Below are 24,297 nucleotides of genomic sequence, written 5' to 3'. Positions count from 1 at the left end.
TGTGGGAGCGAGCCTGCTCGCGAATGAAGCTCACTCGGTGTGTCAGTTGCGCTCGCGGAGAAACGCCAGCAGCGCCTCAGTGACAAACGCGGGATTCTCCAGATTGGAGATATGCCCCGCCTCCGGCACCAGCACACACGGGCAACCAATCAACTCAGCCATTTCCCGGGCTTCCGAGGGTGGCCGGGGTTTGTCCTGGTCACCGCACAGCACCAGCGTCGTCGCCGGGTTCAGCTCGCCCAGCCGTGGCAACAGGTCGTTGCGGCCAAACGTGATGCGCCCCATCGGCACGATGCTTTCGCGCAGACGCTCGGGCGAATAGCCCTTCAATTTCGCGCGAAAGTCCTGATACAGCGCCGACTGCGGGTCGATGCCCGGGCGGAAGAAGATTGGCACAACGACGTCGAGCAATTGTTCGGAGATGGTGCCGCTGTCTTCGATCTGCTTGAACAACGAGAAGTAATACTGGCGCGTCGGTTCCGGCTCGACACCGACGTAGGTGTCCATCAGCACCAGACCGTTGAGACGTTGCGGTGCGGACAGTGCCAGGCGCGTGCCCCACATGCCGCCGACCGAAAGCCCGACGAGGGTGACGCGGTCGATGTCCAGGTGATCGAGCAAGGCCTGCGCCTGTCGGGCGATGTCGTCCAGCGATGTGGTGCCTTCAGGTAACTTGCCGGAATCGCCATGGCCCCACAGATCCAGGGCGATGACGCGATAATGCGGGGTCAGCGCGGCGATCTGCGGCGCCCACATCGCTTGGTCCCAAAGGTAACTGCCGGCCAGCAACACGGCCGGGCCGGTGCCTTGATCAATGTAGTGCAGTGCTTGTCCGTCAACCGTGAAAAAGGGCATCGACCACCTCCGCGAGAAAAAACAGAACCGGCAGACTGAGCTGCCGGTTGGTGATCGTCAAGGATGGAAATGTACGGCAATGTACAGACGCCATTCGCGAGCAGGCTCGCTCCCACAGGGGTTTTGTAAACACCACAGATCCTGTGTGGGAGCGAGCCTGCTCGCGATGGGGCCAGTACAGACACTAGAGAACTACAACCCCTCCAGCTCCGCCATCAGATCATTCAACCGATCGACCTTCTCCTCTGTAATGTCACTGGCCGCCAGTCCATCGATGTATTCGGCGAGTTCCTCCACCGTGCTGCACTCGAACATCGCGCGCAGCGGCACGTTGCGTTGCAGGGCTTTTTGTACCCGCGAAGCGATCTGCGTAGCCAGCAACGAATGCCCGCCCAGTTCGAAGAAGTTGTCGCGCACGCCGACCTTTTCCACTTTCAGCACCTCAGCCCAGATATCAGCCAGGGTCTGCTCCAGCTCGTTGCGCGGGGCCAGATAATCCTCGCTCTGCAACTGACCGATCTCCAAGGCCGGCAAGGCTTTGCGGTCGAGTTTGCCGTTGGCATTGAGCGGCATCTGCTCCAGCCATAGCCAGTGCAGCGGCACCATGTATTCGGGGAGTTCGGCGCGCAGGCGCTGCTTGATCCGCTCCAGGCGTTCGCCCGGATTGAGCGCTGCATCGGCCGCGACCAGATAACCGACCAGATGCTTGCCGTTGACGCCCTCCTGCACACCAACCGCCGCGTCGCGCACTTCCGGTTGTTCGTGCAGGCGCGCTTCGATTTCACCGAGCTCGATGCGGTAACCGCGAATCTTCACTTGATGATCGACGCGGCCGACGTATTCCAGCACGCCGTCAGCGCGGCGCCGCGCCAGGTCACCGGTGCGGTACAAGCGTTCGCCCGGCGCGCCGAACGGATTCGGCACAAACACCGGCGCGGTGCGCAGCGGATCGCTGACGTAACCGCGACCGACACCGGTGCCGGCAACACATAACTCACCCACCGCGCCCAAAGGCACCAGATCCAGCGCGCCATCGACCAGGTACAGCAAGTTATTGTCGGTCGGCGTGCCGATCGGCAAGTAACTGCCGCGCGTCGAGGCCATGTCGACACGGAAGAACGCCACGTCATCCGAGCATTCCGCTGGGCCGTAAGCATTGACCAGACCAATATCCGGGTAACGCAGCAGCCATTGATGCGCCAGTTCCGGCGGCATCGCTTCACCGGTCGGCAGCATCCAGCGCAAGCCGTCGAGGCTCAGACGCTCGGAGCCGAGCATGCCCTGAATCAGCGACGGCACACTCTCCAGCACAGTGATGCCCTGCGCCTGCACATGCGCCAGCAGACCGTGCGGATCGTGGGCAATCGCGTTCGGCACGATGTCGACCCGCGCGCCGAACAATGGCGCGGCGAGGAACTGCCAGACGGAAATGTCGAAGCTTTGCGAGGCGGTCTGCGCGATCACATCGGCCTCGCTCAAGTCGAGGTATGGACGTTTGCTCAACTGGTTGTTGAGCATGCCGCGCTGCTCGACCATCACGCCTTTAGGCAGCCCGGTCGAACCCGAGGTGTAGATCACATAGGCGAGATTATCCGGGCCACTGTGGATGCCCGGATTGTGCGTCGCTGCCGCCGACGCCTGCACCTCTTCCCACACCAGCAGGCGTGGACGATTCGAACAGCCAAACTCCTCGAGCAAGGTCTGCGCCTGCTCAAGGCAGGCTGCGCTGCACACCAGCAAAGGCGTGCGGCTCAGCTCGATGATGCGGCTCAGACGCTGGCTCGGCAGGCCCGGATCCAGCGGCAGATAACCAGCGCCGGCCTTGAAGCTGCCGATGATCATGCCGAGCAGGTCGAGATTACGCTCGGCGAGCAGCGCCACCGGTTGATCCATGCGCACACCGGCAGCGACCAGGGCATGGCCGAGGCGGTTGGCGTTGTGATTCAGTTCGGCATAGCTCAAATGCTGATCGAGGCAACTGGCGGCGATGCGCTGCGGATGCGCCGCGACCTGCGCTTCGAACAACGCCACGTAGCTTTGCTCCAGCGGATAGTCGTGGCCGCTCTGGTTGCAACCGTGCAGGAGGAAATCGCGTTCTTCGTCGCCTAGCAGCGGCAGATCGGCCATGTCGCCATGGAAGCCGTCGACCAGCGCCAGCAGCAGGCGCTTGAACTCACTGAGCATGCGCTCGACCGTCGCCTCGTCGAAGTAACGCTGGTCATAGGACAGGTGCAAGCCAAGGTCATCGCCCGGGTAGCACACCGCGGTCAGCGGGAAATTGGTGTGGGTGCGGCCGGAATCCGAGGTCGCATTCAGGCTCTGGGCACGATCAAGCACCGAGACCTCCACCGGGGCGTTTTCGAAAACGAAGAGGCTGTCGAACAGCGGCTGGCCTTTGGGCAATTCGCTCTGTTCCTGGATGTTCACCAGCGGCAGGTATTCGTACTCGCGCAGTTGCATGTTGCTGTCGAGCAAAGCGCTGAGCCACTGGCGCACGCTGCTGCGCTGATCGTCCGCAGGCATCTTCACGCGCAGGGCAACGCTGTTGATGAACAGGCCGACGGTGCGCTGCATTTCCGGCATCTCCACCGGACGCCCGGCCACGGTGACGCCGAAGAGCACGTCGCGATCGCCGCTCAGACGCCGCAAAACCAGAGCCCATGCAGCCTGGGCGAAGGTGTTGACGGTCAGTTGATGTGCCTGCGCCAGCTCCCGCAGCCGTGCACCGTCCTCGACATTGAGGCGGGTGTAGCGGTCGCCGACGATCATGCCGCCGCTTTCACCAGCGTGTTCGCGCAGGAACGGGCGGTCGCTCGGGATCGGCGTGGTGCGCTCGAACCCTTGCAGGTTCTGCTGCCACCACTGCCGCGCCTCGGCCAGGCTCTGGCGTTGCAGCCAGCCGATGTAATCGCGATAACGCGGCGGCACGCTCAACTGCGCTTCGCGTCCTTCACCGAGGGCGCTGTAGATTTCGAAGAAATCGTTCATCAGCAGCGAACGGCACCAGGCGTCGATGAGAATGTGGTGGTTGCTCATCATGAACCAGTAACGCGCCGCGCCGACCTTGATCAGGCGCAGGTGAAACGGCGCCTGATTGAGCAGATCGAACCCGGCCTCGCGCTCGCTTTTCAGCAGCGCTTGCAGCTTCGGTTCCTGCTCGGTCTCGGCGACGGCGCTCCAGTCCAGATACTCGATCGGCGTGCGCCCCGGCGTGTGAATCACTTGCAGCATGTCTTCGCCGACGTTCCAGCAGAACGAGGCGCGCAACGCTTCATGACGGGCGATCACCGCTTGCCAGGCTTGGGCGAAACGCTCGGGATCGAGCTCGCTGTTGATGCGGTAACGATCCTGCATGTAGTACAGGCCGGTACCCGGCTCGAGCAGGGTGTGCAGCAACATGCCTTCCTGCATCGGCGTCAGCGGGTAGACATCTTCGATGTGCGCGGCCGGCACCGGCAGCGCATCGAGTTGCGCCTGAGTCAGTTTCGCCAGTGGGAAGTCCGACGGCGTCAGGCCGCCGGCCTCGTCTTGCAGACAGTGGGCGATCAGGCTTTGCAACTCACCGAGGTAGGCGGCGGCCAGATCGTTAATGGTTTGCGCCTCGTAACGCTCGGCACTGAAAGTCCAGCGCAGCAGCAATTCACCACCGTAAATCTGACTGTCGACACTCACCTCGTTGGGCAACGGCGCCTGCGGATCGTGGGCTGCACCGATTGGCTCATCGAGAGGACGGAACAGCGCATCGCTGCCGAAGCTCTGGTCGAACTGGCCGAGGTAGTTGAAGGTGACCTGCGCCTGCGGCAGCGCGGCCATGCTCTGCCGGCAGCCGTCATCGGCCAGATAACGCAACACGCCATAACCGAGACCTTTGTGCGGCACGGCGCGCAATTGTTCTTTGATCGCCTTGATCGAAGCGCCCTGCCCGGCGGCCTCTTCGACATTGTGCGGAGTCAGGCGCAGCGGATAAGCGCTGGTGAACCAACCGACGGTGCGGGTCAGATCGATCTCGTCGAACAGGGTTTCGCGACCGTGTCCTTCCAGTTGAATCAGTGCCGAGGGCTGGCCGCTCCAGCGGCACAGCACACGGGCCAGCGCGGTCAGCAGCAGGTCGTTGACCTGAGTGCGGTAAGCGCTCGGTGCCTGTTGCAGCAGCTGTCGGGTGCGCTCGGCATCGAGCCGTACGCTGACGGTTTGCGCATGGCGATTCTGCCTGCCGCCCTGCGGGTTTTCGCAAGGCAGATCAGCGCTCGGCCCGGCCAGTTGCGCCTGCCACCAGCTCAATTCCTCACGCAGCGATTCGCTGCCGGCGTAGGCCTGCAATCGCGCGGCCCAGTCCTTGAAGGCGCTGGTTTTCGCCGGCAGTTTCAGCGGCTGCGCAGCGTCGAGCTGGCGATACGCGGTTTGCAGATCATCCAGCAACACGCGCCAGGAAACACCGTCGACCACCAAGTGGTGGATGGCGATGAACAGGCGTTGCTGAACATCCGCAACATCGACCAGCACCGCGCGCAGTAACGGGCCGTTGTGCAGATGCAGACTGCGTTGCGCGTCGGCGAACAGGGCTTCGCACTGATCCAGCGAATCGACGCTGACTTGCCAGAGCACATCCTCATTCGTCAGCGCTTGATGCGTCGCTTGCCATGCATCATCGGTTTCAGTGAAACGCAGACGCAGCGCATCGTGCTGTTCGATCACCGCCTGCAAAGCTTGCTGCAATCGTTGCGGCTCAAGGCGCGCAGTCGGTTCCAGCAACAGCGCCTGATTCCAGTGCTGACGCTGGGGAATGTCCGTATCGAAGAACCAGTGCTGAATCGGTGTCAGGCGCGATTCGCCATCCACCAGGCCCTGCTCGGCCATCACCTGCTCGGTGCGGCTGGCGACTGCGGCGAGGGTCTGCACGGTCTGGTGCTGGAACAGGTCGCGCGGACTGAAATGAATGCCCTGCTGACGCGCGCGGCTGACCACCTGAATCGACAGAATCGAGTCGCCGCCGAGTTCGAAGAAGTTATCGTTGAGGCCGACCTGCCTGACGTTGAGCACGTCGCACCAGATCTGCGCCAGGGTCTGTTCCAGCTCGTTGCTCGGTGCGACATAGTCCTGACGATTGAGCTCCAGATCCGGCGCCGGCAAGGCGCGGCGGTCGAGTTTGCCGTTGGCGGTCAGCGGCATGCTCGCCAGCAGCAGCAGGTGAGTCGGCACCATGTAATCCGGCAGTTGCGCCTTGAGGTGCGACTTGAGCGCTTCGCGCAGTTCAGCCTGTTGCGCTTCGCCTTGCCCGGCGACCTCCGTAACGAGGTAACCCACCAACTGCTTGCCACTCGGCGCATCCAGCGCCAGCACCACTGCTTCGCGGACCGAAGGGTGATCGAGCAGGCGCGTTTCGATTTCGCCCAGCTCGATGCGGAAGCCCCGGATTTTCACTTGATGGTCGATCCGCCCCAGATACTCGACCAGACCATCGGCACGCTGGCGCACCAAATCGCCGGTGCGATACATGCGTCCGCCTTCAGCGGCAAACGGGTCAGCGACGAAACGCTCGGCGCTGATGCCTGGGCGGTCGTGATAGGCCTGAGCCAGACCGGCGCCGCCGACAAACAATTCACCGGTCGCACCTTGCGGCACCAAGGCCAGATCGGCGTCGAGAATGTACGCAACCCGCGCGCCGATCACGCTACCGATTGGCACACTGCCGGCGCCCTCTTCCAGTACCTGCGGCGCCAGACTGGCCAGCGGCATGACCACGGTTTCGGTCGGGCCGTAAGCATTGAAAAACTGCGCCGGTTGGAATGCCGCGCGAATGCGCTGCAGATGCTCGCCGGTCAGCGCTTCACCGCCGGTGATGATCATGCGCACCGGCAGGACTTCATTTTGGGTCGCGAGGAACTGCGCCAACTGGCTGCCGTAGCTCGGCGTGAAACCGAGGACGTTGATTCGATGCGTGCGAATCAAGCCGCAGATTTCTTCCGCGTCCCACTGGCCCTGCGCCCGCAACACCACCTGCGCACCGCTGAGCAGCGGCACCAGTAGACGTTCGGTGGCAGCGTCGAAGTTGATCGAATAGAAATGCAGTTCACAGTCGTCCGGGCGCATGCCGAAGCGCTCGATCACGGCCTGGCAGTGCATGGCGATTTCACCGTGGGAGACCACCACGCCTTTCGGTTTGCCGGTCGAGCCGGAGGTGTAAATCAGATAAGCCTGATGTTGCGGCAGGCTGATAAACGGCAACTCGCTGGCCGGGTAGTCGGCCAACCCGGCGCTGTCATCTTCCAGACACCAGCGCGCCACGCTTGGCGGCAACTCACCGAGGGCTTCGAACATCGCCCGATCGCTGAGCAGCAGGCCGACGCGACTGTCTTCGATCATGTAATGCAGGCGGTCGAGCGGGTATTCCGGATCCAGCGGCACATAGGCGCCGCCCGCCTTGAGAATCGCCAGCAGGCCGATGACCATTTCCAGCGAACGCTCCAGCGCCAGACCGACCCGCACTTGCGGGCCGACCCCGCGTTCCCGCAGCGCCCAGGCCAGACGATTGGCACGGGCATCGAGCTCGGCGTAGCTCAGGGTCTGCCCGGCGAAAGTCAGTGCTGGCGCGTCTTTGCGCGCCAGTGCCTGTTCGGCGAACAGATGATGGATGCACTGATCGAGACGATGCTCGCCCGGCTCGATGCCGAGGCTGTCGAGCAGCTGCTGTTGCTCGGTGTTGTCGAGCAGCGGCAGTTCACTGAGCCGTTGCTGCGGATCAGCGATCAACGCTTCAAGCAGGTTGCGCCAATGCCTGGCCATGCGCGCGATGGTCGGTTCGTCGAACAGATCGGTGCTGTAAGTCAGGCAGCAGCCGAGGCGATGGTCGAGGTCGGTGACTTCCAGATTGAGATCGAACTTGGTCGCCCGCGCATCGTTGGCCAGGTACTCGACCGTCATCCCAGCGAGCGTGCGGCTCTGCTGGAATTCCCAGCGCTGCACGTTGCACATCACCTGGAACAGCGGGTTGTACGCCGCGCTGCGTGGCGGCTGCAAGGCTTCGACCAGATGATCGAACGGCAGATCCTGATGGGACTGGCCTTCGATCACGGTGTGGCGCACCTGCTCGAACAGTTCGCCGACCGACATCTGCCCGTCGAGCTGGCAACGCAGCACCTGGGTGTTGAGGAACGCCCCGATCAGCCCTTCGCTTTCCGGGCGAATGCGGTTGGCCACCGGCGCGCCGATGCGCAGGTCGGTCTGGCCGCTGTAGCGGTACAGCAATGTGGCGAGCGCGGCGGTCATGGTCATGAACAACGTCAGACCGTTTTGTGCATTGAATGCCCGCACCCGCGCGGCGAGATCGTCACTCAGATCGAAACGGAACAGCTCGCCCTGATGGCTCTGTACTGGTGGACGCGGACGGTCGCCGGGCAGTTCGAGGAGCGGATGTTCGCGACCGAGCTGCGCGGTCCAGTAATCGAGCTGGCGCTGGCGCTCGCCGGACTCCAGCCAGTTGCGCTGCCAGACGCTGTAGTCGAGGTATTGCACCGGCAGCGGCTCGAGCGGTGATTCGCGCTCATCGACGAACGCTTCATACAGCGCGCTGAGTTCACGGGCAAAGATGTCCATCGCCCAGCCTTCGGTGACGATGTGGTGCAGGGTCAGGACGAAGTAATGCTCGTGCTCGGCGGTCTTGACCAGACAGGCACGCAGCAGCGGTCCGGTTTCCAGATCGAACGGCTGGTGCGCTTCTGCATCGGCCAGTTGCTGGACTTGTAGCTCCCGGACTTCTGCCGGCAGGCTGGAGAAATCTTTCCAGCCCATGCGCACGCCGGTCTCGGCATGCACTTGCTGGCGGGCGACACCGTCGACACTTGGGAACGTTGTGCGCAGGGTTTCGTGGCGCAGGATCAGCGCCTGCAACGCCGCCTCGAAATGCTCGACGTGCAGCACGCCGCGCAAGCGCGCCATGCCCCCGACGTTGTACGCCGGGCTGTCCGGCTCCATCTGCCAGAGGAACCACATGCGCTGCTGCGAATAGGACAGCGGCACCGCTTGGCTGCGGTCGATTTTTGCGATCGGCAACTGTTGATTGGTGCGGCCGCTGGCCTGGATCAGGCGAATCTGCTCGGCGTAATCGCCCAGTTCACTGTGCTCGAACAAGGTGCGCAGCGGCAGTTCGACGTCACAGGCCTGACGTGTGCGCGAAATGATTTGCGTGGCCAGTAGCGAGTGACCGCCGAGGGCGAAGAAATCATCACGCAGGCCAACCTGCTTCAGACCCAGCACTTCGCGCCAGATCGCGGCGATTTGTTGCTCCAGTTCGCTGACCGGCTCGATATGTTCACGCACCTGCCATTGCGGCTCGGGCAAGGCGCGGCGGTCGAGTTTGCCGCTGGGACTCAGCGGCATCGTATCAAGGCGCAGCAATCGTGCGGGCACCATGTATTCCGGCAGCTCGGCAGCGAGGGCAGCTTTCAGTCGAATGATTTGCTCATCGGCATTCTCATGCGCATCGCTCGCCGTGAAGTAGCCGATCAGTTGCGCGCCGGCAGCGGTTTCCCGCACCAGCACCACGGCCTGGGCGACGCCATTTTGCGCCAGCAGTCGCGCCTGGATTTCTTCAGGTTCGACGCGAAAGCCGCGCAGCTTGACCTGCTGATCGAGACGGCCGAGATATTCGATCACGCCATCCGAGGACCAGCGCGCACGGTCGCCGGTGCGGTACAAACGGGCGCCCTGCTCACCCAGTGGATCGACGACAAAACGCTCGGCGGTCAACGCCGGACGACCCAGGTAACCGCGAGCCAGACCAATACCGCTGATGCACAGCTCACCCGCCACACCCGCCGGCACTGGATTGAGATCGGCATCAAGAATGCGGCAGACCACATTGCCCAGCGGCCGGCCAATCGGCGAGCGCTCACCATCGGCAGTTGTGCAGTGCCAATGGGTGACATTGATCGCGGTTTCAGTCGGGCCATAACGGTTGTGCAATTGCACCGCCGGCAGTTGCGTCAGTACCCGGTTGCGCAGCTCGGCGGGCAAGGCTTCACCGCCGGAAAACACCCGGCGCAGGCTGGTGCACTCGGCACTCAGCGGCTCGTCGATGAACAGCGCCAGCAGCGGCGGGACGAAGTGAAGCGTGGTCACGCCGTATTGCTGGACCAGTTGCGCGATGCGCTGCGGGTCGCGGTGCTCGCCGGGGGCGGCAAGCAGCAGACGCGCGCCGCTGATCAGCGGCCAGAAGCATTCCCACACCGAGACGTCGAAACTGATCGGCGCTTTTTGCATCAGCACATCGGCTTGGTCGAGACGGTAAGTGTCCTGCATCCATTGCAGGCGCTCGGCCAGCGCGGCGTGGGTGTTGCCGACGCCTTTCGGTTGCCCGGTGGAACCCGAGGTGTAAATCACGTAGGCGAGGTTGTCGCCGTGCACTCGCAGTCCCGGTGCCTGGCTCGGCCATTTATCCAGGTGCAGCGCATCCATGGCGATCACGCTGACGCCATCGCTGGCCGGCAAACGCTCGAGCAATTGCGTCTGGGTCAGGAGCAGTTCGACGCCGCTGTCGCGGAGCATGTATGCAAGTCGTTCGGCCGGATAATCCGGATCAAGCGGCACATAGGCGCCGCCAGCCTTGATGATCGCCAGCAGGCCGATCAGCAGTTGCGGCGATCGCTCGGCGGCAATGGCCACGCACACGTCAGGGCCGACGCCCTTGTCGCGCAGGTAATGGGCGAGCCGGTTGGCTTGCGCGTGCAGCTCGGCGAAATCCATAGTACCGCCGTCCCACAGCAGTGCGGTGCGTTGCGGGCTTTTGCGCAGTTGTTGCTCGAGCAGTTCCGGCAGCCATTGTTGCGCCGGGGTGCACGGAGCGACGCTCCAGTCTTTCTGCTGATTCTGCTCGTTGACCGTTAGCAAGCGCAGATCGCCGATGGCCTGCTGCGGCCGTTCGCAGACTTCGCTGAGCAGATTGTGGAAATGCTCGGCCAGGCGCTCGATGGTCGCGGCGTCGAACAGTTCGCTGGCGTAGTCGAACGACAGGCTCAGGCGACCGTTGCGATCCTCTTCGCTGTGCAACTGCAGATCGAACTTGGCTTCGCGACTGTGCCACGGCAGCTCTTCGGCGAGCAGACCCGGCAGGCGCTTGAGCGCACTGAGGTCGCGCTGCTGATGGTTGAACATGACCTGGAACAGTCCCTGTTCGCGGGCCTGCGGGAACGCTTCGAGCAGTTGTTCGAACGGCAGATCCTGATGGGCCTGGGCGCCGAGTGCGGCCTGGCGGGTCTGGTTCAGCAGCTCGGCAAATGTCAGGCGCGAATCGATCTGCGCACGCAACACCTGGGTATTGATGAAGAAGCCGATCAGGCTTTGGGTTTCCAGGCGCGGACGGTTGGCGTTGGGCACGCCGATGCGAATGTCGCGCTGACCGCTGTAGCGGTGCAGCAAACTTTGCAACGCAGCGAGCAGAAGCATGAACGGCGTGGCTTCGTGAGCCTGCGCAGTCTGGCGGATCGCCTCGCTGAGTTCGGTACTCAAGCGCACGCTGTGGCGCGCGGCGCTGTGGTTGTGTCTGGCCGAGCGCGGGTGATCGGTGGCCAGTTCCAGTGGCGGATGTTCTTCGCCCAGTTGCGCTTTCCAGTACGCCAGTTGCCGCTCGCCCTCGCCTTGCGCCAGCCATTGCCGCTGCCAGTTGCCGTAATCGGCGTATTGCGTGGGCAGCGCTGCCAGTGTCGCCGTTCCACCTTGGGTAGCGGCGGCATATAAGCGCGAGAATTCGTCCAGAAGAATATTCAGCGACCAGCCGTCGGCGATGATGTGGTGCAGGGTCACCAGCAATTGATGCTGTTCATCATCGAGGTGCACCAGCGTCACTCGCAGCAACGGGCCTTTTTCCAGATCGAACCGAGTGCGCGCCTCGTCTTCGCGAATCTGCTCGGCACGGGCTTCACGCTCGGACATTGGCAGGTCGCTGATGTCGATCAGTTGCAGGTTGAATTCGGCATCAGCGAGCACTTGCTGCAATGCCACGCCGTCACGCTCGAAGAAACGTGTGCGCAAAGATTCATGGCGTTCGATCAGTTGCTGGAAGCTTTTGCGCACGGCGTCTTCGTCGAGTTCGCCACGCAAGCGCAGGCCGCCGGGAATGTTGTAGGCGCTGCTCTGTGGATCGAGTTGCCAAGTGATCCACAGACGATTTTGTGCCAGCGACTGCGGCATCGGCTCACTGCGCGGCAACGTGCTGATCGCATCTTGGGCGCTGCCGCCAATCCGTTGTTGCTGCGCCACAGCGGCGGCGAAGGCAGACAGGGTTGGCGCTTCGAACAGCAGGCGCAGGCTCAGCTCGGCACCGAGTGCTTCGCGAACCCGCGCCACCACTTGCGTGGCAGCGATCGAGTTGCCGCCGAGCAGGAAGAAATGGTCGTCGCCACTGACCTGCTTGACGTTGAGTTGCTCGGCCCAGACTTGCCCGATCAACGCTTCAAGGTCCGAAGTGCTGCTGGTCGCGGTTTCCGTCACGGCTGTGATCGAAGGGAACAGCGCGTAACTGTCGAGGCTGCCATCAGCCAGACGATTGCGGCACGCCGAGCGCTGCAGTTTGCCGCTGGAAGTTTTCGGCAACGCGCCCGGATTGAGCAGCACCACCACGCTTGGCGCCTCCTGATACGCCTCGGCCACGGCTTGGCGAATGGCTTTGATCAGCGCATCTGGCGCAAGGATTTTCTGCACGCTGCGGCTGATTTCCGCAGCGACGCCGATGCCCTCTTCGCCGTTGTGAGTGACCGCAAACGCCGCCACACGCCCCTTGCGCACCACTTCGACTTCGCGCTCGACAGTCTGCTCGATGTCCTGCGGATACAGGTTATGGCCACGGACGATGAGCATGTCTTTCAGGCGCCCGGTGACGAACAGTTCGCCGTCACGGATAAAACCCAGGTCGCCGGTGCGCAACCAGGTGCGCCCGACGTGCTGGACAAAAGTCTTGGCGCTGGCTTCGGGGTTGCGCCAGTAACCGTGGGCGATGCTCGGGCCGGCGGCCCAGACTTCACCGACGGCATTGTCGGTCAGTTCCTCGAGCGTGTTGGGATCGACAATCAGCACCGCGTGCTCAGGCTGACTGATGCCGCAGCTCATGATCGCGCTGCCGTCGCCCGGCTCGGCGCGGTTTTGCGCCAGCGCCTGATCGTCCACGCGCAGCGCCGGGATGCCGGTGCCGCGCGGCGTGCCGGCGACAAACAGGGTCGCCTCGGCCAGACCGTACGAAGCCATGAAGCTGTTTTCGCTGAAACCGCAAGCAGCGAACTTTTCCGCGAAGCGTTCAAGGGTGTCGAGGCGAATCGGCTCGGAGCCAGAATAGGCCACGCGCCATCGACTGAGATCGAGGCGCTCAAGGGCCGACTCGCTGACCCGCTCACTGCACAAACGGTAGGCGAAATCCGGGCCGCCGCTGATGGTGCCGCCGTATTCGGCAATCGCTTCCAGCCAGCGCAACGGCCGGCCGAGGAAGTACGCCGGCGACATCAGAATGCACGGTACGCCGCTGAAAATCGGTTGCAGCAGACCGCCGATCAAACCCATGTCGTGATACAGCGGCAACCAGCTGACGATGACATCGTCCGGGTTGACGTCGATGCCGAAGCCGCGACGGATCAGCAGTTCATTGGCGACCAGATTGCCGTGGCTGACTTGCACGCCCTTGGGCAGCGCGGTGGAGCCGGAGGTGTATTGCAAAAAGGCGATGTGTTCGGGCGGCAGGCTCGGTTCAATCCAGCTTTCGGCCAGTGCGCTGTCGAGGGTATCGACACACAGCAGCGGCGGCGCGCCGTCGATTTGTTGCAAGGCATCGCGCAGATCGGCGCTGGTCAACAGCAGCTTGGGCTCGGCGTCGGCGATGATCGACAGCAATCGCTCCTGATGATGACGACGCGCGGATTCCGGCGGATAGGCCGGTACCGCAATCACACCGGCATACAGGCAGCCGAAAAACGCCGCGACGTAATCTGCGCCGCTGGGAAACAGCAGTACCGCACGCTCACCGAATCCAGCCTGAGCCTGCAACGCAGCGGCGATGGTGCGCGCGCGTTGATCCAGTTCGCGATAGCTGAGCACCACGGTCTGCTCCGGGTTTTCGGCGAGAAAACGCAAGGCCAGTCGGTCCGGCGTCAGGACTGCGCGACGCTTGAGGGCATGGACCAGGGTGCTGGGGAGTTCGAACGCGTCGGTCATGAGGTTTCCTGCCTGAATTCGGCTTGCAAGTGGAATCGGGTGGCTGCGTCACACCTGTCGAGAGGCGTGCGGTGCGCGGTCTGTGCCGACCGCGCAAGGCATCGGAATGCGCTGAGGCCGGGGATCTGCACCCGGGCCATTCACCAATGAGAACGGATGGAGTGTGGAAATAATTAGTCGGCAGAGGCGACGTCCAGCGGGGCCAAGGTGCGGCGGCGTGTCGCAGTTGGCAAAACACATCGACTTACAGCACTACTTCTCTTTCTCATTTGACAATCATTATCATTCAACATAATTTGTCGCTCGATGTGTAGGACGGCGCCGTCCCCCGAGGCCCTCCCACTAACCTATTGGCAGCAAGGTGATTTCCATGACGGAACAAGTATCCACAAGCAGGTGCGATTCACCGCTACTTCAGGCATTCGTCGACAATCGACTGATTCTGGTCAAGATTGCAGCCCGTATTACCGGTTGCAGGTCTCGTGCCGAAGACGTGGTTCAGGATGCGTTTTTCCGACTGCAATCGGCCCCGCCGATCACGTCGTCGATCAAGGCTCAGCTGAGCTACCTGTTCCAGATCGTGCGCAACCTCGCCATCGATCACTACCGCAAGCAGGCGCTCGAACAGAAATACTCAGGCCCGGAAGAGGAAGGCTTGAACGTGGTGATTCAGGGCGCTTCGCCGGAAACTTCGCACATCAACTTCTCGACTCTGGAACACATCGCCGATGCACTGACCGAGCTGCCCAGCCGCACCCGCTATGCCTTCGAGATGTACCGTCTGCACGGCGTGCCGCAGAAAGACATCGCCAAGGAACTGGGCGTATCGCCCACCCTGGTCAACTTCATGATTCGTGATGCTTTGGTGCACTGCCGCAAGGTCTCGGGCAGTCGGCGGGATGCGGTGATTGCGGGTCGTCGCTGAGACCGCGTCGTCTGACCAAAAAAGATCGCAGCCTTCGGCAGCTCCTACATGAGAATGCATTCCTCTGTAGGAGCTGCCGAAGGCTGCGATCTTTTGCTTGATGCGATATCAGGCCAATGGGCACCGATCAAAAAACCGCTCCCGCCCCAGAATCATCAGCGCCGCGCGCTTGTGCGGAAAATCGAATTCCTTCTCGCAGTGAAAGCATTGGTTGTGCATATGCCCGATCATCTTCGCGTTGTCGGCACGTGGCTCGGCGACCACGCGCTGGGTGCGTGGATCATCGAGAAACAGGTAATGCACCAGCGCCGATAACCAGCTCGCCACTTTGTGCGGGCCGCGATGACTTTCCTCGCCCACCAGCATGTGAATGCCACGGTCGTAATCGTCGGCATCGTAGAACGGCGCAATGCGATCTTCCTTGGCCCAGTAGGCTTCGAAATAAGCGAACGGCTGATCATCGAAACAGCCAATCAGCGTCAGCGTGTGCGGATCGGCCTCGAGCTTGCCGAGGTATTCGCGATGCTGCTCAAGGCTGCCCTCCTCCTGCCAGAAACTCGCCACGCGCGGGCTGTTCTGCCAGCGATTGAAGCGCGACAGATCTTCTTCGATTTCCAGCGTACGCAAGGAAATCCATGCGCCGAGCCGCGCATCGAAACGCCGATAGACTTCACCGCGCGGCTTCACCGGTCGCAGCGGATGGCGCTTGCCCTGGCTGATGACCATTTGCTGCGGATAGCTGCCGGCCAGTGAAGTGCCCAGCCACGGCTGCGGCAGTTGCCAGAACAGCGTGCGCTCGCAGCGATACTCGCCGGCGACTTCGGTATTGATCAGCAAACCACTGCGCAAGGCTTCGGTCGGTGGCTGATCGAGTTGCCAGATCAACTGCTGACACGCCGGGTCACGGGCGAACAGCCAATAACAGGCTGCCCACAAGGCGTGGCCGGGCGGCAGAGCGAAACGCTCGTCGAGCTGGATCGGGCCATTGGCCTCGCGGTCCAGGCGCAGCCGAATCAGCGGTTGCCCGTCCAGGCTCAGGCTCAGCCGGCTCTCGGTAGCATCAGCGATCAATCGACTGCCCGAGGGCAACGCCAGGGCAGTCAGGTCATTCAGATTGGACATGGGTCGGGCTCACGTAATCGTCGACAGTTCAACGAAGTGACGTGAGCCGGGAGGGGAAATTTAAGCGCGAGAGGCAATTAGCGCTTCAGTGATGAGGCGCCGGCATCACGGCAATCCTGTAGGGCTCGAAAATCCTCAGCAATTCGCCGTTGTCGCGCAAACGCTGCAGCAGGTTGCCGAAGGCTTCGCCGGTGATAGGAGCGCTTGGTCGCAGAATCGCGTAATGGTGATAGATCTGATCGGTACGCTGCGACGCCAACAGCTCATCGCGGACCTTCTCGTTGCGCAGCAGGTAATCGAACAGATAGGAACGGGTGACCAGGGCAATGTCGGCGCGCCCGCGCAGGACCATCAGCAGGTTGCTGTCGTGGGAATAGGTCAGCGTCGCGTTGTAGTTTTTCGCGAGATATTTCGGGTCGGCGTTGAAGTCGGCGAATTCGTAGTGATAACCGCTGAACAGTGCCAGACGTTTGCCCGACAGGCTCGAGAAGTAGTTTTGCTGGCGGCCGTCTTCGCGTTGCGCGACGAAAATCTCGGCGTCTTCCAGGCCCATGTCGACGTCGTCGTGGGGAATGTCTTTCCAGCCCCACTCGGGGTTCTCAAAGATCGCCATATCGATGCGGCCTTGCTTGAAATCACCGAAGCGGCGCGGGATCGACGTCGGCACCAGGACGAACTGATAGTCGCTCTGCGAGCGGTTCAGTGCCTCGACCAATTGCGGCAACAGGCCGGTATCGGCGCCGTTTTCCGGGCGAATCGTATAAGGCGGGAAATGCGCGGCGCCGACCCGGACCAATTGCGCTGCTTGAGCGGGCAATACCCATAACGCAGCCAGCGCAGCGAGCAGCAGCCCGGCGGCTGTCCGAATTGGCGAAGACTTCAAAACACCCCACTCCCCGAAAAAAAATAGCGATCAATGCATTCAAGCTAGGCGGTTTCGCCGACTTAGCCAGTTTCCCGGCCGGTCCGGCAACCGTTCAACGCGCTTCGAGGACCAGAATCAACGCTTCATCGGCGAGTTGATCGAGGCTCAAACTGCCGCCGGCACGGAACCAGGTGGTGGTCCAGGACAGTGCGCCGGTAAGGAAACGTCGGGTAATAAAAACGTCACCGCGAATAAAGCCCGCGTCCTTGGCCTCGCCCAGAACCTGCAACCAGATGTCTTCATAAACATCACGCAAAGCGAGGACTTTAGCCTGGCCGTCTTCGGACAATGAGCGCCATTCGTACACCAGCACGGCCATCGCCTCGCCACTGCCGCCCATGATCGACTGCAACTCGCAACGAATCAGTGCCAGCACCCTTTCGCGCACATCGCTCGCCTCGGCCAAGGCTGCGCGCATCAACGCGGTGTTGTAGCGGATGGTTTCCTCCATCACCGCGCGGAGAATTTCATCCTTGCTTTTGAAGTGATGAAAAATGCTTCCCGACTGGATGCCCACAGCACTGGCCAGATCACGCACTGTGGTGCGCTCATAGCCTTTGTTGCGAAACAGGTGAGCCGCCACTTGCAGCAATTTGCCACGGGCGCTGTCCGGGTCGGTCAACTGGCCTTGGTCGACCAGTTCGCGCATGACCCGCAGGGCTTTTTGCTCGTCCACCCGTTCTCTCCTACAGTCGATCAGTGTGTTGCCCCCTGTAACCGCAGGGTTGCGCGCAATTTAAGCCGCGCGCGGGCACCAAGCAAGCGCTTGGGCAGAAGAATGTTTCGCCTGTTTACAAACCAAGCGCTTGCTTGGTAGCCTCCAGACACTTCTGTCGCAGGTCCCTGAGTCGGAGATAAAAATGCCAACCACCGTGCGTATCGGCTGCGCCAGTGCCTTTTGGGGCGACACTTCCACCGCTGCCGCCCAGTTGGTGACGGGCGGTAACCTGGATTATCTGGTGTTCGATTATCTGGCCGAGATCACCATGTCGCTCATGGCTGGTGCGCGCCTGAAAGACCCACAGGCCGGGTTCGCCAGCGATTTCATCGAAGTGCTGGCGCCGCTGCTGACGCAACTGGCCGAACAGAAAATCCGCGTGATCAGCAATGCCGGCGGGGTCAATCCGCAGGCTTGCGCGGCGGCCCTGCAAGCGGCCTGCGACCAGGCTGGGGTCCAGCTGAAGATTGCCGTGTTGCTCGGCGATGACCTGCAAGGACAGCTCAAAAGCCCCGCCGACGTCCGCGAAATGTTCAGCGGCGCGCCGCTTCCGCGCATGTGCGTGTCGACCAACGCCTACCTCGGCGCGCCGGGGATAGTCGAAGCGCTGCGCCTGGGTGCCGACATTGTCATCACCGGCCGGGTGGTCGACAGCGCCGTGGTCAGTGCGGCGTTGGTTCACGAATTCGGCTGGTCGTGGCATGACTACGACAAACTCGCCCAGGCCGCACTGGCCGGGCACATCATCGAATGCGGCGCGCAGTGCACCGGCGGTAATTTCACCGACTGGCGCGAGGTGCCGGATTACGAGCACATCGGTTTTCCGATCGTCGAGGTCAGCGCCGATGGCCAGTTCCTCGTCAGCAAACCCGAAGGCTCCGGCGGACTGGTCACGCCATTGACGGTCGGCGAGCAGATGCTCTACGAAATCGGCGATCCGCAGGCCTATCTGTTACCAGACGTGATCTGCGATTTCACTCAGGTCAAACTCCAGCAACAGGGCAAAAACGTCGTGCACGTGCACGGTGCCAAAGGCCTGCCGCCCAACGATAAATACAAGGTCAGCGCCACGTACCCGGACGGTTTTCGCTGCACCGCCAGTTGCCTGATGGCCGGCATCGACGCAGTAGACAAGGCGCGGCGGGTCAGTCAGGCAATCATCGACAAGACCGCCGAGATGTTCAGCCTGCGCGGCTGGGCGCCGTACAGCGAAACCCATGTCGAACTGCTCGGCAGCGAAGCCACCTACGGCCCCCACGGCCAGCGCCGCGACAGCCGTGAAGTGGTGATCAAAATCGCCGTGCGCCATCCCGACAAACGCGCACTGGTACTGTTTTCCAGAGAGATCGCCCAGGCCGCGACCGGCATGGCGCCGGGCTTGACCGGCATCGTCGGCGGTCGTCCGACCGTATACCCCCTCATCCGTCTGTTCTCTTTCCTCATCGATAAAAGCGCCTGCACCCTGCAAGTCGACATCGCAGGCGAACGTCATCCGTGCGCCCTGCCCGACCCGGTGGCTCTGGACAGTGCAGATTTGCCGATCGCCCATCAGCCGCCCAGACCCCAGGGCCGCGCCGATGCCAGTGTGCCGTTGGTGAAACTGGCGGTGGCGCGCTCCGGCGACAAGGGCAACCACAGCAACATCGGCGTGATGCCGCGCCATCCCGATTACCTGCCGTGGATCGCCGAAGCGCTGACCACCTCGGTGGTGGTCGACTGGATGCGTCACGTCCTCGATCCGCTTCTCGGGCGTGTCGAACGCTGGTATCTGCCCGGCACCCACAGCCTCAACTTTCTTTTGGAAAACGCCCTCGGCGGTGGCGGTGTCGCCAGTCTGCGCATCGACCCGCAAGGCAAAGCCTTCGCCCAGCAACTATTGGAAATCCAGATCCCGGTGCCGCAGAGCATCGCCGAACAGCTCGACTAGAGGATGGTGTGCATGGCTTACGCGTCGATTTTTCGCGCCGATCTGTTCAGCGGCCAGAACCTGATTGTCACCGGTGGCGGCAGCGGCATCGGTCGCTGCACCGCCCATGAACTGGCGGCGCTCGGCGCCAATGTGCTGCTGGTCGGGCGCAAGGCGGAAAAGCTCGAAAAAGTCGCCGCCGAAATCGCCGAGGACGGCGGCCGCGCGCACTGGAAGGCCTGCGATATCCGCGATGAAGAAGCGGTCAAGCAACTGGTCAAAGAGCTGATCGCCGAACACGGGCCGATCCACGGCCTGGTCAACAACGCCGGCGGCCAATACCCGTCGCCCTTGGCCTCGATCAATCAGAAGGGCTTTGAAACCGTGCTGCGGACCAATCTGGTCGGCGGCTTTCTGATGGCCCGCGAAGTGTTCAACCAGTCGATGAGCAAACATGGCGGCAGCATCGTCAACATGCTCGCTGACATGTGGGGCGGCATGCCCGGCATGGGCCACTCGGGGGCAGCGCGTTCGGGCATGGACAATTTCACCAAGACCGCCGCGTTCGAGTGGGGTTACGCCGGGGTCCGGGTCAACGCGGTGGCGCCGGGCTGGATTGCGTCCAGCGGCATGGACACTTACGAAGGCGCATTCAAAGCGGTAATTCCGACCCTGCGCGAGCATGTGCCGCTCAAGCGTATCGGCACCGAATCGGAAGTCAGTGCGGCGATCGTGTTTCTGCTCAGCCCGGCGGCGGCATTCATCAGCGGCACCACAGTGAAAATCGACGGCGCCGCCAGCCTCGGCAGTCGCGCCTGGCCGCTGCACAAGGCCAGCCACAGCGAATCGTTCAATGGTTTTCACCGCGCGTATTTACCAGAAGTGTTGCGTCCCGACGTGCTCAAGGATAAGGAATAAGCCATGGCGCAGATTCAGTCGCAACTCGATCCGCACAGCGAAGCGTTCGCGCGCAACCGCGCGGCCATGCTCGCCGCCATCGAGCAGGTGCAGCAGCTTGAACAGAACCTGTTGAACAAGGCCGCCGAAGCCAAAGAAAAATTCAGCAAACGCGGGCAACTGTTGCCCCGCGAGCGCTTGAACCTGTTGCTTGACCCCGGTGCGCCGTTCCTCGAACTGGCCAGCCTCGCCGGCTACAAATTGCATGACGACAAGGACGGCAGTTCGGCCGGTGGCGGGCTGATTGCCGGCATCGGTTATGTCTGCGGCATCCGCGCGATGGTGGTCGCCAACAACAGCGCAATCAAGGGCGGCACGATCTCGCCGAGCGGCCTGAAAAAATCCCTGCGCCTGCAACAGATCGCGCGGGAAAACAAACTGCCGATGATCACCCTCGCCGAAAGCGGCGGTGCCAATCTCAACTACGCGGCGGAGATTTTTGTCGAAGGTGCGCGCAGTTTCGCCAATCAGGCGCGCATGTCAGCGATGGGTTTGCCGCAGATCACCGTGGTGCACGGCTCGGCCACCGCAGGCGGCGCCTATCAACCGGGGTTGTCGGATTACGTGGTGGTGGTGCGCGGCAAGGCCAAGCTGTTTCTCGCTGGCCCACCGTTGCTCAAAGCGGCGACCGGAGAAGTGGCCACCGATGAAGAACTCGGAGGCGCCGAAATGCACGCGCAAGTCGCCGGCACTGCCGAATATCTCGCTGAAAACGACGCTGACGGCATACGCCAGGTCCGCGACATCATGCGCATGCTGCCATGGAACGAGCAGTTGCCGTGGCTGCCGGAGCCGCAATTCAAAGAACCGCTCTACCCCATCGACGAACTGCTCGGGCTGATCCCGGACGATGCAAAAAAGCCCTACGACGTGCGCGAAATCATCGCGCGGATTGCCGATGAGTCGGACTTTCTCGAATTCAAAGGCGAGTTCGATCAGCAAACCCTTTGCGGCCAACTGAAAATCCAGGGCCGCGCCTGCGGCTTTATCGGCAACAACGGCCCGATCACCCCGCAAGGTGCGAGCAAGGCGGCGCAGTTCATCCAGTTGTGCGACCAGAGCCAGACGCCGCTGCTGTTTTTCCACAACACCACGGGTTTCATGGTCGGCACCGAATCGGAACAACAAGGGGTGATCAAGCATGGCTCGAAACTGATCCAAGCGGTGGCCAACGCACGAGTGCCTAAACTGACCATTGTCGTCGGCGGTTCCTACGGCGCCGGCAACTACGCCATGTGCGGACGCGGGCTCGATCCGCGCTTCATCTTCGCCTGGCCCAACAGCCGCACAGCGGTGATGGGCGGCGCTCAGGCCGGCAAGGTTCTGCGCATCGTCACTGAGGCCAAACAGCTCAAGGACGGCATCGAGCCTGATCCGAAAATGCTCGACATGCTCGAACAGATGACCGCGCAGAAACTCGACAGCCAATCCACTGCCCTGTACGGCAGCGCCAACCTGTGGGACGACGGCCTGATCGACCCGCGCGACACCCGCACCCTGCTTGGCTACTTGCTGGATATTTGCCACGAAGCCGACAGGCGCACGCTGCAACCCAACAGCTTCGGCGTCAGCCGCTTCTGACCGCCACGGATCCTACGGAGAACAACAACAATGATCTTCACCCCGGAACACGAAGCCCTGCGCCGCACCGTCCGCCAGTTCGTCACGCACGAGATCAACCCGCACGTCGAAGAGTGGGAAAAGGCCGGACGCTTTCCCATCCACGAAATTTTCCGCAAGGCCGGTGAGCTGGGCCTGCTGGGCATTTCCAAGCCGGAAAAATTCGGCGGCATGGGCCTTGATTACAGCTATTCGATCGTCGCCGCCGAAGAGTTCGGCACCATTCATTGCGGCGGGATTCCGATGTCGATCGGCGTGCAGACCGATATGTGCACCCCGGCGCTGGCGCGCTTCGGCTCCGATGAACTGCGCGAAGAGTTCCTCCGGCCGGCCATCACCGGCGAACAGGTCGGCTGCATCGGCGTTTCCGAAGTCGGCGCCGGCTCCGATGTCGCCGGGCTGAAAACCACGGCACGCAAGGACGGCGATGACTACGTGATCAACGGCAGCAAGATGTGGATCACCAACTCGCCGAGCGCCGATTTCATCTGCCTGCTGGCCAACACCTCGGACGACAAGCCGCACATCAACAAGTCGCTGATCATGGTGCCGATGAACACCCCGGGAATCAGCCTCAGTTCGCACCTGGACAAGCTCGGCATGCGCAGCTCGGAAACCGCGCAGGTGTTCTTCGACAACGTGCGCGTGCCGCAGCGCAACCGCATCGGCCACGAAGGCGCCGGGTTCATGATGCAGATGCTGCAGTTTCAGGAAGAACGTCTGTTCGGCGCGGCGAACATGATCAAGGGCCTGGAATATTGCATCGACAGCACCATCGAGTACTGCAAGGAGCGCAAGACCTTCGGCAACGCGCTGATCGACAACCAGGTGATCCACTTCCGCCTCGCCGAATTGCAGACCGAAATCGAATGCCTGCGCGCGCTGGTCTATCAGGCCACCGAGCAGTACATCAAAGGTCAGGACGTCACACGACTGGCGTCGATGGCCAAGCTCAAGGCCGGACGCCTCGGCCGTGAAGTCAGCGACAGCTGCCTGCAATATTGGGGCGGTATGGGCTTCATGTGGGACAACCCGGTGGCCCGTGCTTATCGCGATGTGCGTCTGGTATCGATTGGCGGCGGCGCCGACGAAATCATGCTGGGGATCATCTGCAAACTGATGGGCATTCTGCCGGGGAAAAAGAAATGAGCCGCCTGCCCGATTGCCAGACGCTGTTGCTGGAACTGCATGGCGGCGTGCTGCACATCACCCTCAACCGCCCGGACAGCCGCAACGCGATGAGCCTGCAAATGGTCGCCGAACTGCGCGCGGTGCTGGCGGCGGTGCGTGATGACCGCTCAGTGCGGGCCTTGGTGCTCAGCGGTGCCGGCGGGCACTTCTGCGCCGGTGGCGACATCAAGGACATGGCCAATGCCCGGGCTCAGGGCGCGGACGCTTACCGCGAGTTGAACCGGGCGTTTGGCGCGCTGCTGGAACAAGCCCAACATGCGCCGCAAGTGCTGATCACTGTGCTGCAAGGCGCCGTGCTCGGCGGCGGCTTCGGCCTGGCTTGCGTCAGCGATATTGCGATTAGCGGTCACAAGGCGCAGTTCGGCTTGCCGGAAACCAGCCTTGGCCTGATCCCGGCGCAAATCGCACCGTTTGTGGTGCAACGGCTCGGCTTGACCGAAACCCGCCGACTCGCGCTGACGGCGGCGCGTTTCGATGGCGCCGAGGCGCAGCGATTGGGGCTGGTGCATTTCGTTGAACAGGATGCGCAAGCGTTGGCCGAGCGACTGGATGAGGTGTTGCAACAGGTGCTGCGCTGCGCACCGGAAGCGAATGCGATGACGAAAAAATTGTTGCTGGCGAGTGCCGGACAGCCGTCGAGCGCATTGCTCGATGAGGCGGCGCAGTGGTTCAGCGCGGCGGTGACCGGAGACGAAGGAATCGAGGGGACCATGGCATTTATGCAGAAACGTAACCCTCGGTGGGTCAGCTAAAAGCTTCGCGAGCAGGCTCGCTCCCACAGGTCGAAATGCATTCCAAATGTGGGAGCGAGCCTGCTCGCGAAGAGGCCCGCACCTTCGCCGCCCAAAACTCAGGAGCGCCCGAATTCGCGGTTGAAATGCGTTCCA

The 24,297-nt window shown here is 62.3% G+C and carries 11 protein-coding genes; 6 read left to right on the top strand and 5 right to left on the bottom strand.

Annotated features, from left to right (window positions below; translation table 11 throughout):
• Positions 1-42: 42 nt before the first annotated feature.
• Positions 43-855: an alpha/beta fold hydrolase gene (locus AC0Z5Z_RS25730; protein WP_485611815.1), complete on the bottom strand. Its 813-nt coding sequence runs from the start codon at positions 853-855 to the stop codon at positions 43-45.
• 192 nt (positions 856-1,047) lie between these two features.
• Positions 1,048-14,046 (bottom strand): non-ribosomal peptide synthetase, encoded by a 12,999-nt coding sequence (locus tag AC0Z5Z_RS25725; protein WP_485611814.1) that lies wholly within the window; start codon positions 14,044-14,046, stop codon positions 1,048-1,050.
• Positions 14,047-14,416: 370 nt separating this feature from the next.
• Here AC0Z5Z_RS25725 and AC0Z5Z_RS25720 point away from each other — a divergent pair, with 370 nt between their 5' ends.
• Positions 14,417-14,971 carry an RNA polymerase factor sigma-70 gene (locus tag AC0Z5Z_RS25720; RefSeq protein WP_008088195.1) on the top strand — a complete coding sequence of 185 codons (555 nt, stop codon included), beginning with the start codon at positions 14,417-14,419 and terminating at the stop codon, positions 14,969-14,971.
• Between the two features lie 108 nt (positions 14,972-15,079).
• Here AC0Z5Z_RS25720 and AC0Z5Z_RS25715 read toward each other — a convergent pair whose 3' ends face one another.
• From AC0Z5Z_RS25715 to AC0Z5Z_RS25705, 3 genes are all read right to left on the bottom strand, one after another.
• Positions 15,080-16,093 carry a GNAT family N-acetyltransferase gene (locus AC0Z5Z_RS25715; RefSeq protein WP_485611813.1) on the bottom strand — a complete coding sequence of 338 codons (1,014 nt, stop codon included), beginning with the start codon at positions 16,091-16,093 and terminating at the stop codon, positions 15,080-15,082.
• A gap of 85 nt (positions 16,094-16,178) precedes the next feature.
• Complete coding sequence (locus AC0Z5Z_RS25710) at positions 16,179-16,976, bottom strand: substrate-binding periplasmic protein (protein WP_217851629.1); 798 nt, start codon at positions 16,974-16,976, stop codon at positions 16,179-16,181.
• 94 nt (positions 16,977-17,070) lie between these two features.
• Positions 17,071-17,694 carry a TetR/AcrR family transcriptional regulator gene (locus AC0Z5Z_RS25705; protein ID WP_041478455.1) on the bottom strand — a complete coding sequence of 208 codons (624 nt, stop codon included), beginning with the start codon at positions 17,692-17,694 and terminating at the stop codon, positions 17,071-17,073.
• A 184-nt stretch (positions 17,695-17,878) separates the two neighbouring features.
• On the opposite strand from AC0Z5Z_RS25705, the gene AC0Z5Z_RS25700 reads away from it, so the two are divergent.
• Genes AC0Z5Z_RS25700 through AC0Z5Z_RS25680 form a run of 5 tightly spaced genes read left to right on the top strand, consistent with a single transcriptional unit; the run spans position 17,879 to position 24,162 of the window.
• Positions 17,879-19,663 carry an acyclic terpene utilization AtuA family protein gene (locus tag AC0Z5Z_RS25700; RefSeq protein ID WP_485611812.1) on the top strand — a complete coding sequence of 595 codons (1,785 nt, stop codon included), beginning with the start codon at positions 17,879-17,881 and terminating at the stop codon, positions 19,661-19,663.
• 12 nt (positions 19,664-19,675) lie between these two features.
• Positions 19,676-20,560: an SDR family oxidoreductase gene (locus AC0Z5Z_RS25695; protein WP_485611811.1), complete on the top strand. Its 885-nt coding sequence runs from the start codon at positions 19,676-19,678 to the stop codon at positions 20,558-20,560.
• Positions 20,561-20,563: 3 nt separating this feature from the next.
• A complete protein-coding gene (atuC, locus tag AC0Z5Z_RS25690; protein ID WP_256809687.1) occupies positions 20,564-22,180 on the top strand; it encodes a geranyl-CoA carboxylase subunit beta in 1,617 nt (538 codons plus the stop codon).
• Positions 22,181-22,210: 30 nt separating this feature from the next.
• Positions 22,211-23,368 carry a citronellyl-CoA dehydrogenase gene (gene atuD, locus AC0Z5Z_RS25685; protein ID WP_056788533.1) on the top strand — a complete coding sequence of 386 codons (1,158 nt, stop codon included), beginning with the start codon at positions 22,211-22,213 and terminating at the stop codon, positions 23,366-23,368.
• On the top strand, positions 23,365-24,162 hold the full coding sequence (locus tag AC0Z5Z_RS25680; protein ID WP_485611810.1) for an enoyl-CoA hydratase/isomerase family protein: 798 nt from the start codon (positions 23,365-23,367) through the stop codon (positions 24,160-24,162). The genes atuD and AC0Z5Z_RS25680 overlap by 4 nt, the downstream gene beginning before the upstream one ends.
• Positions 24,163-24,297: the final 135 nt, after the last annotated feature.

Source organism: Pseudomonas sp. 1L-E-NC-VB-C3 (assembly GCF_057291535.1).
The sequence above is the reverse complement of the archived record's forward strand: the minus strand, read 5'-3'. Positions and strand labels throughout refer to the sequence as shown.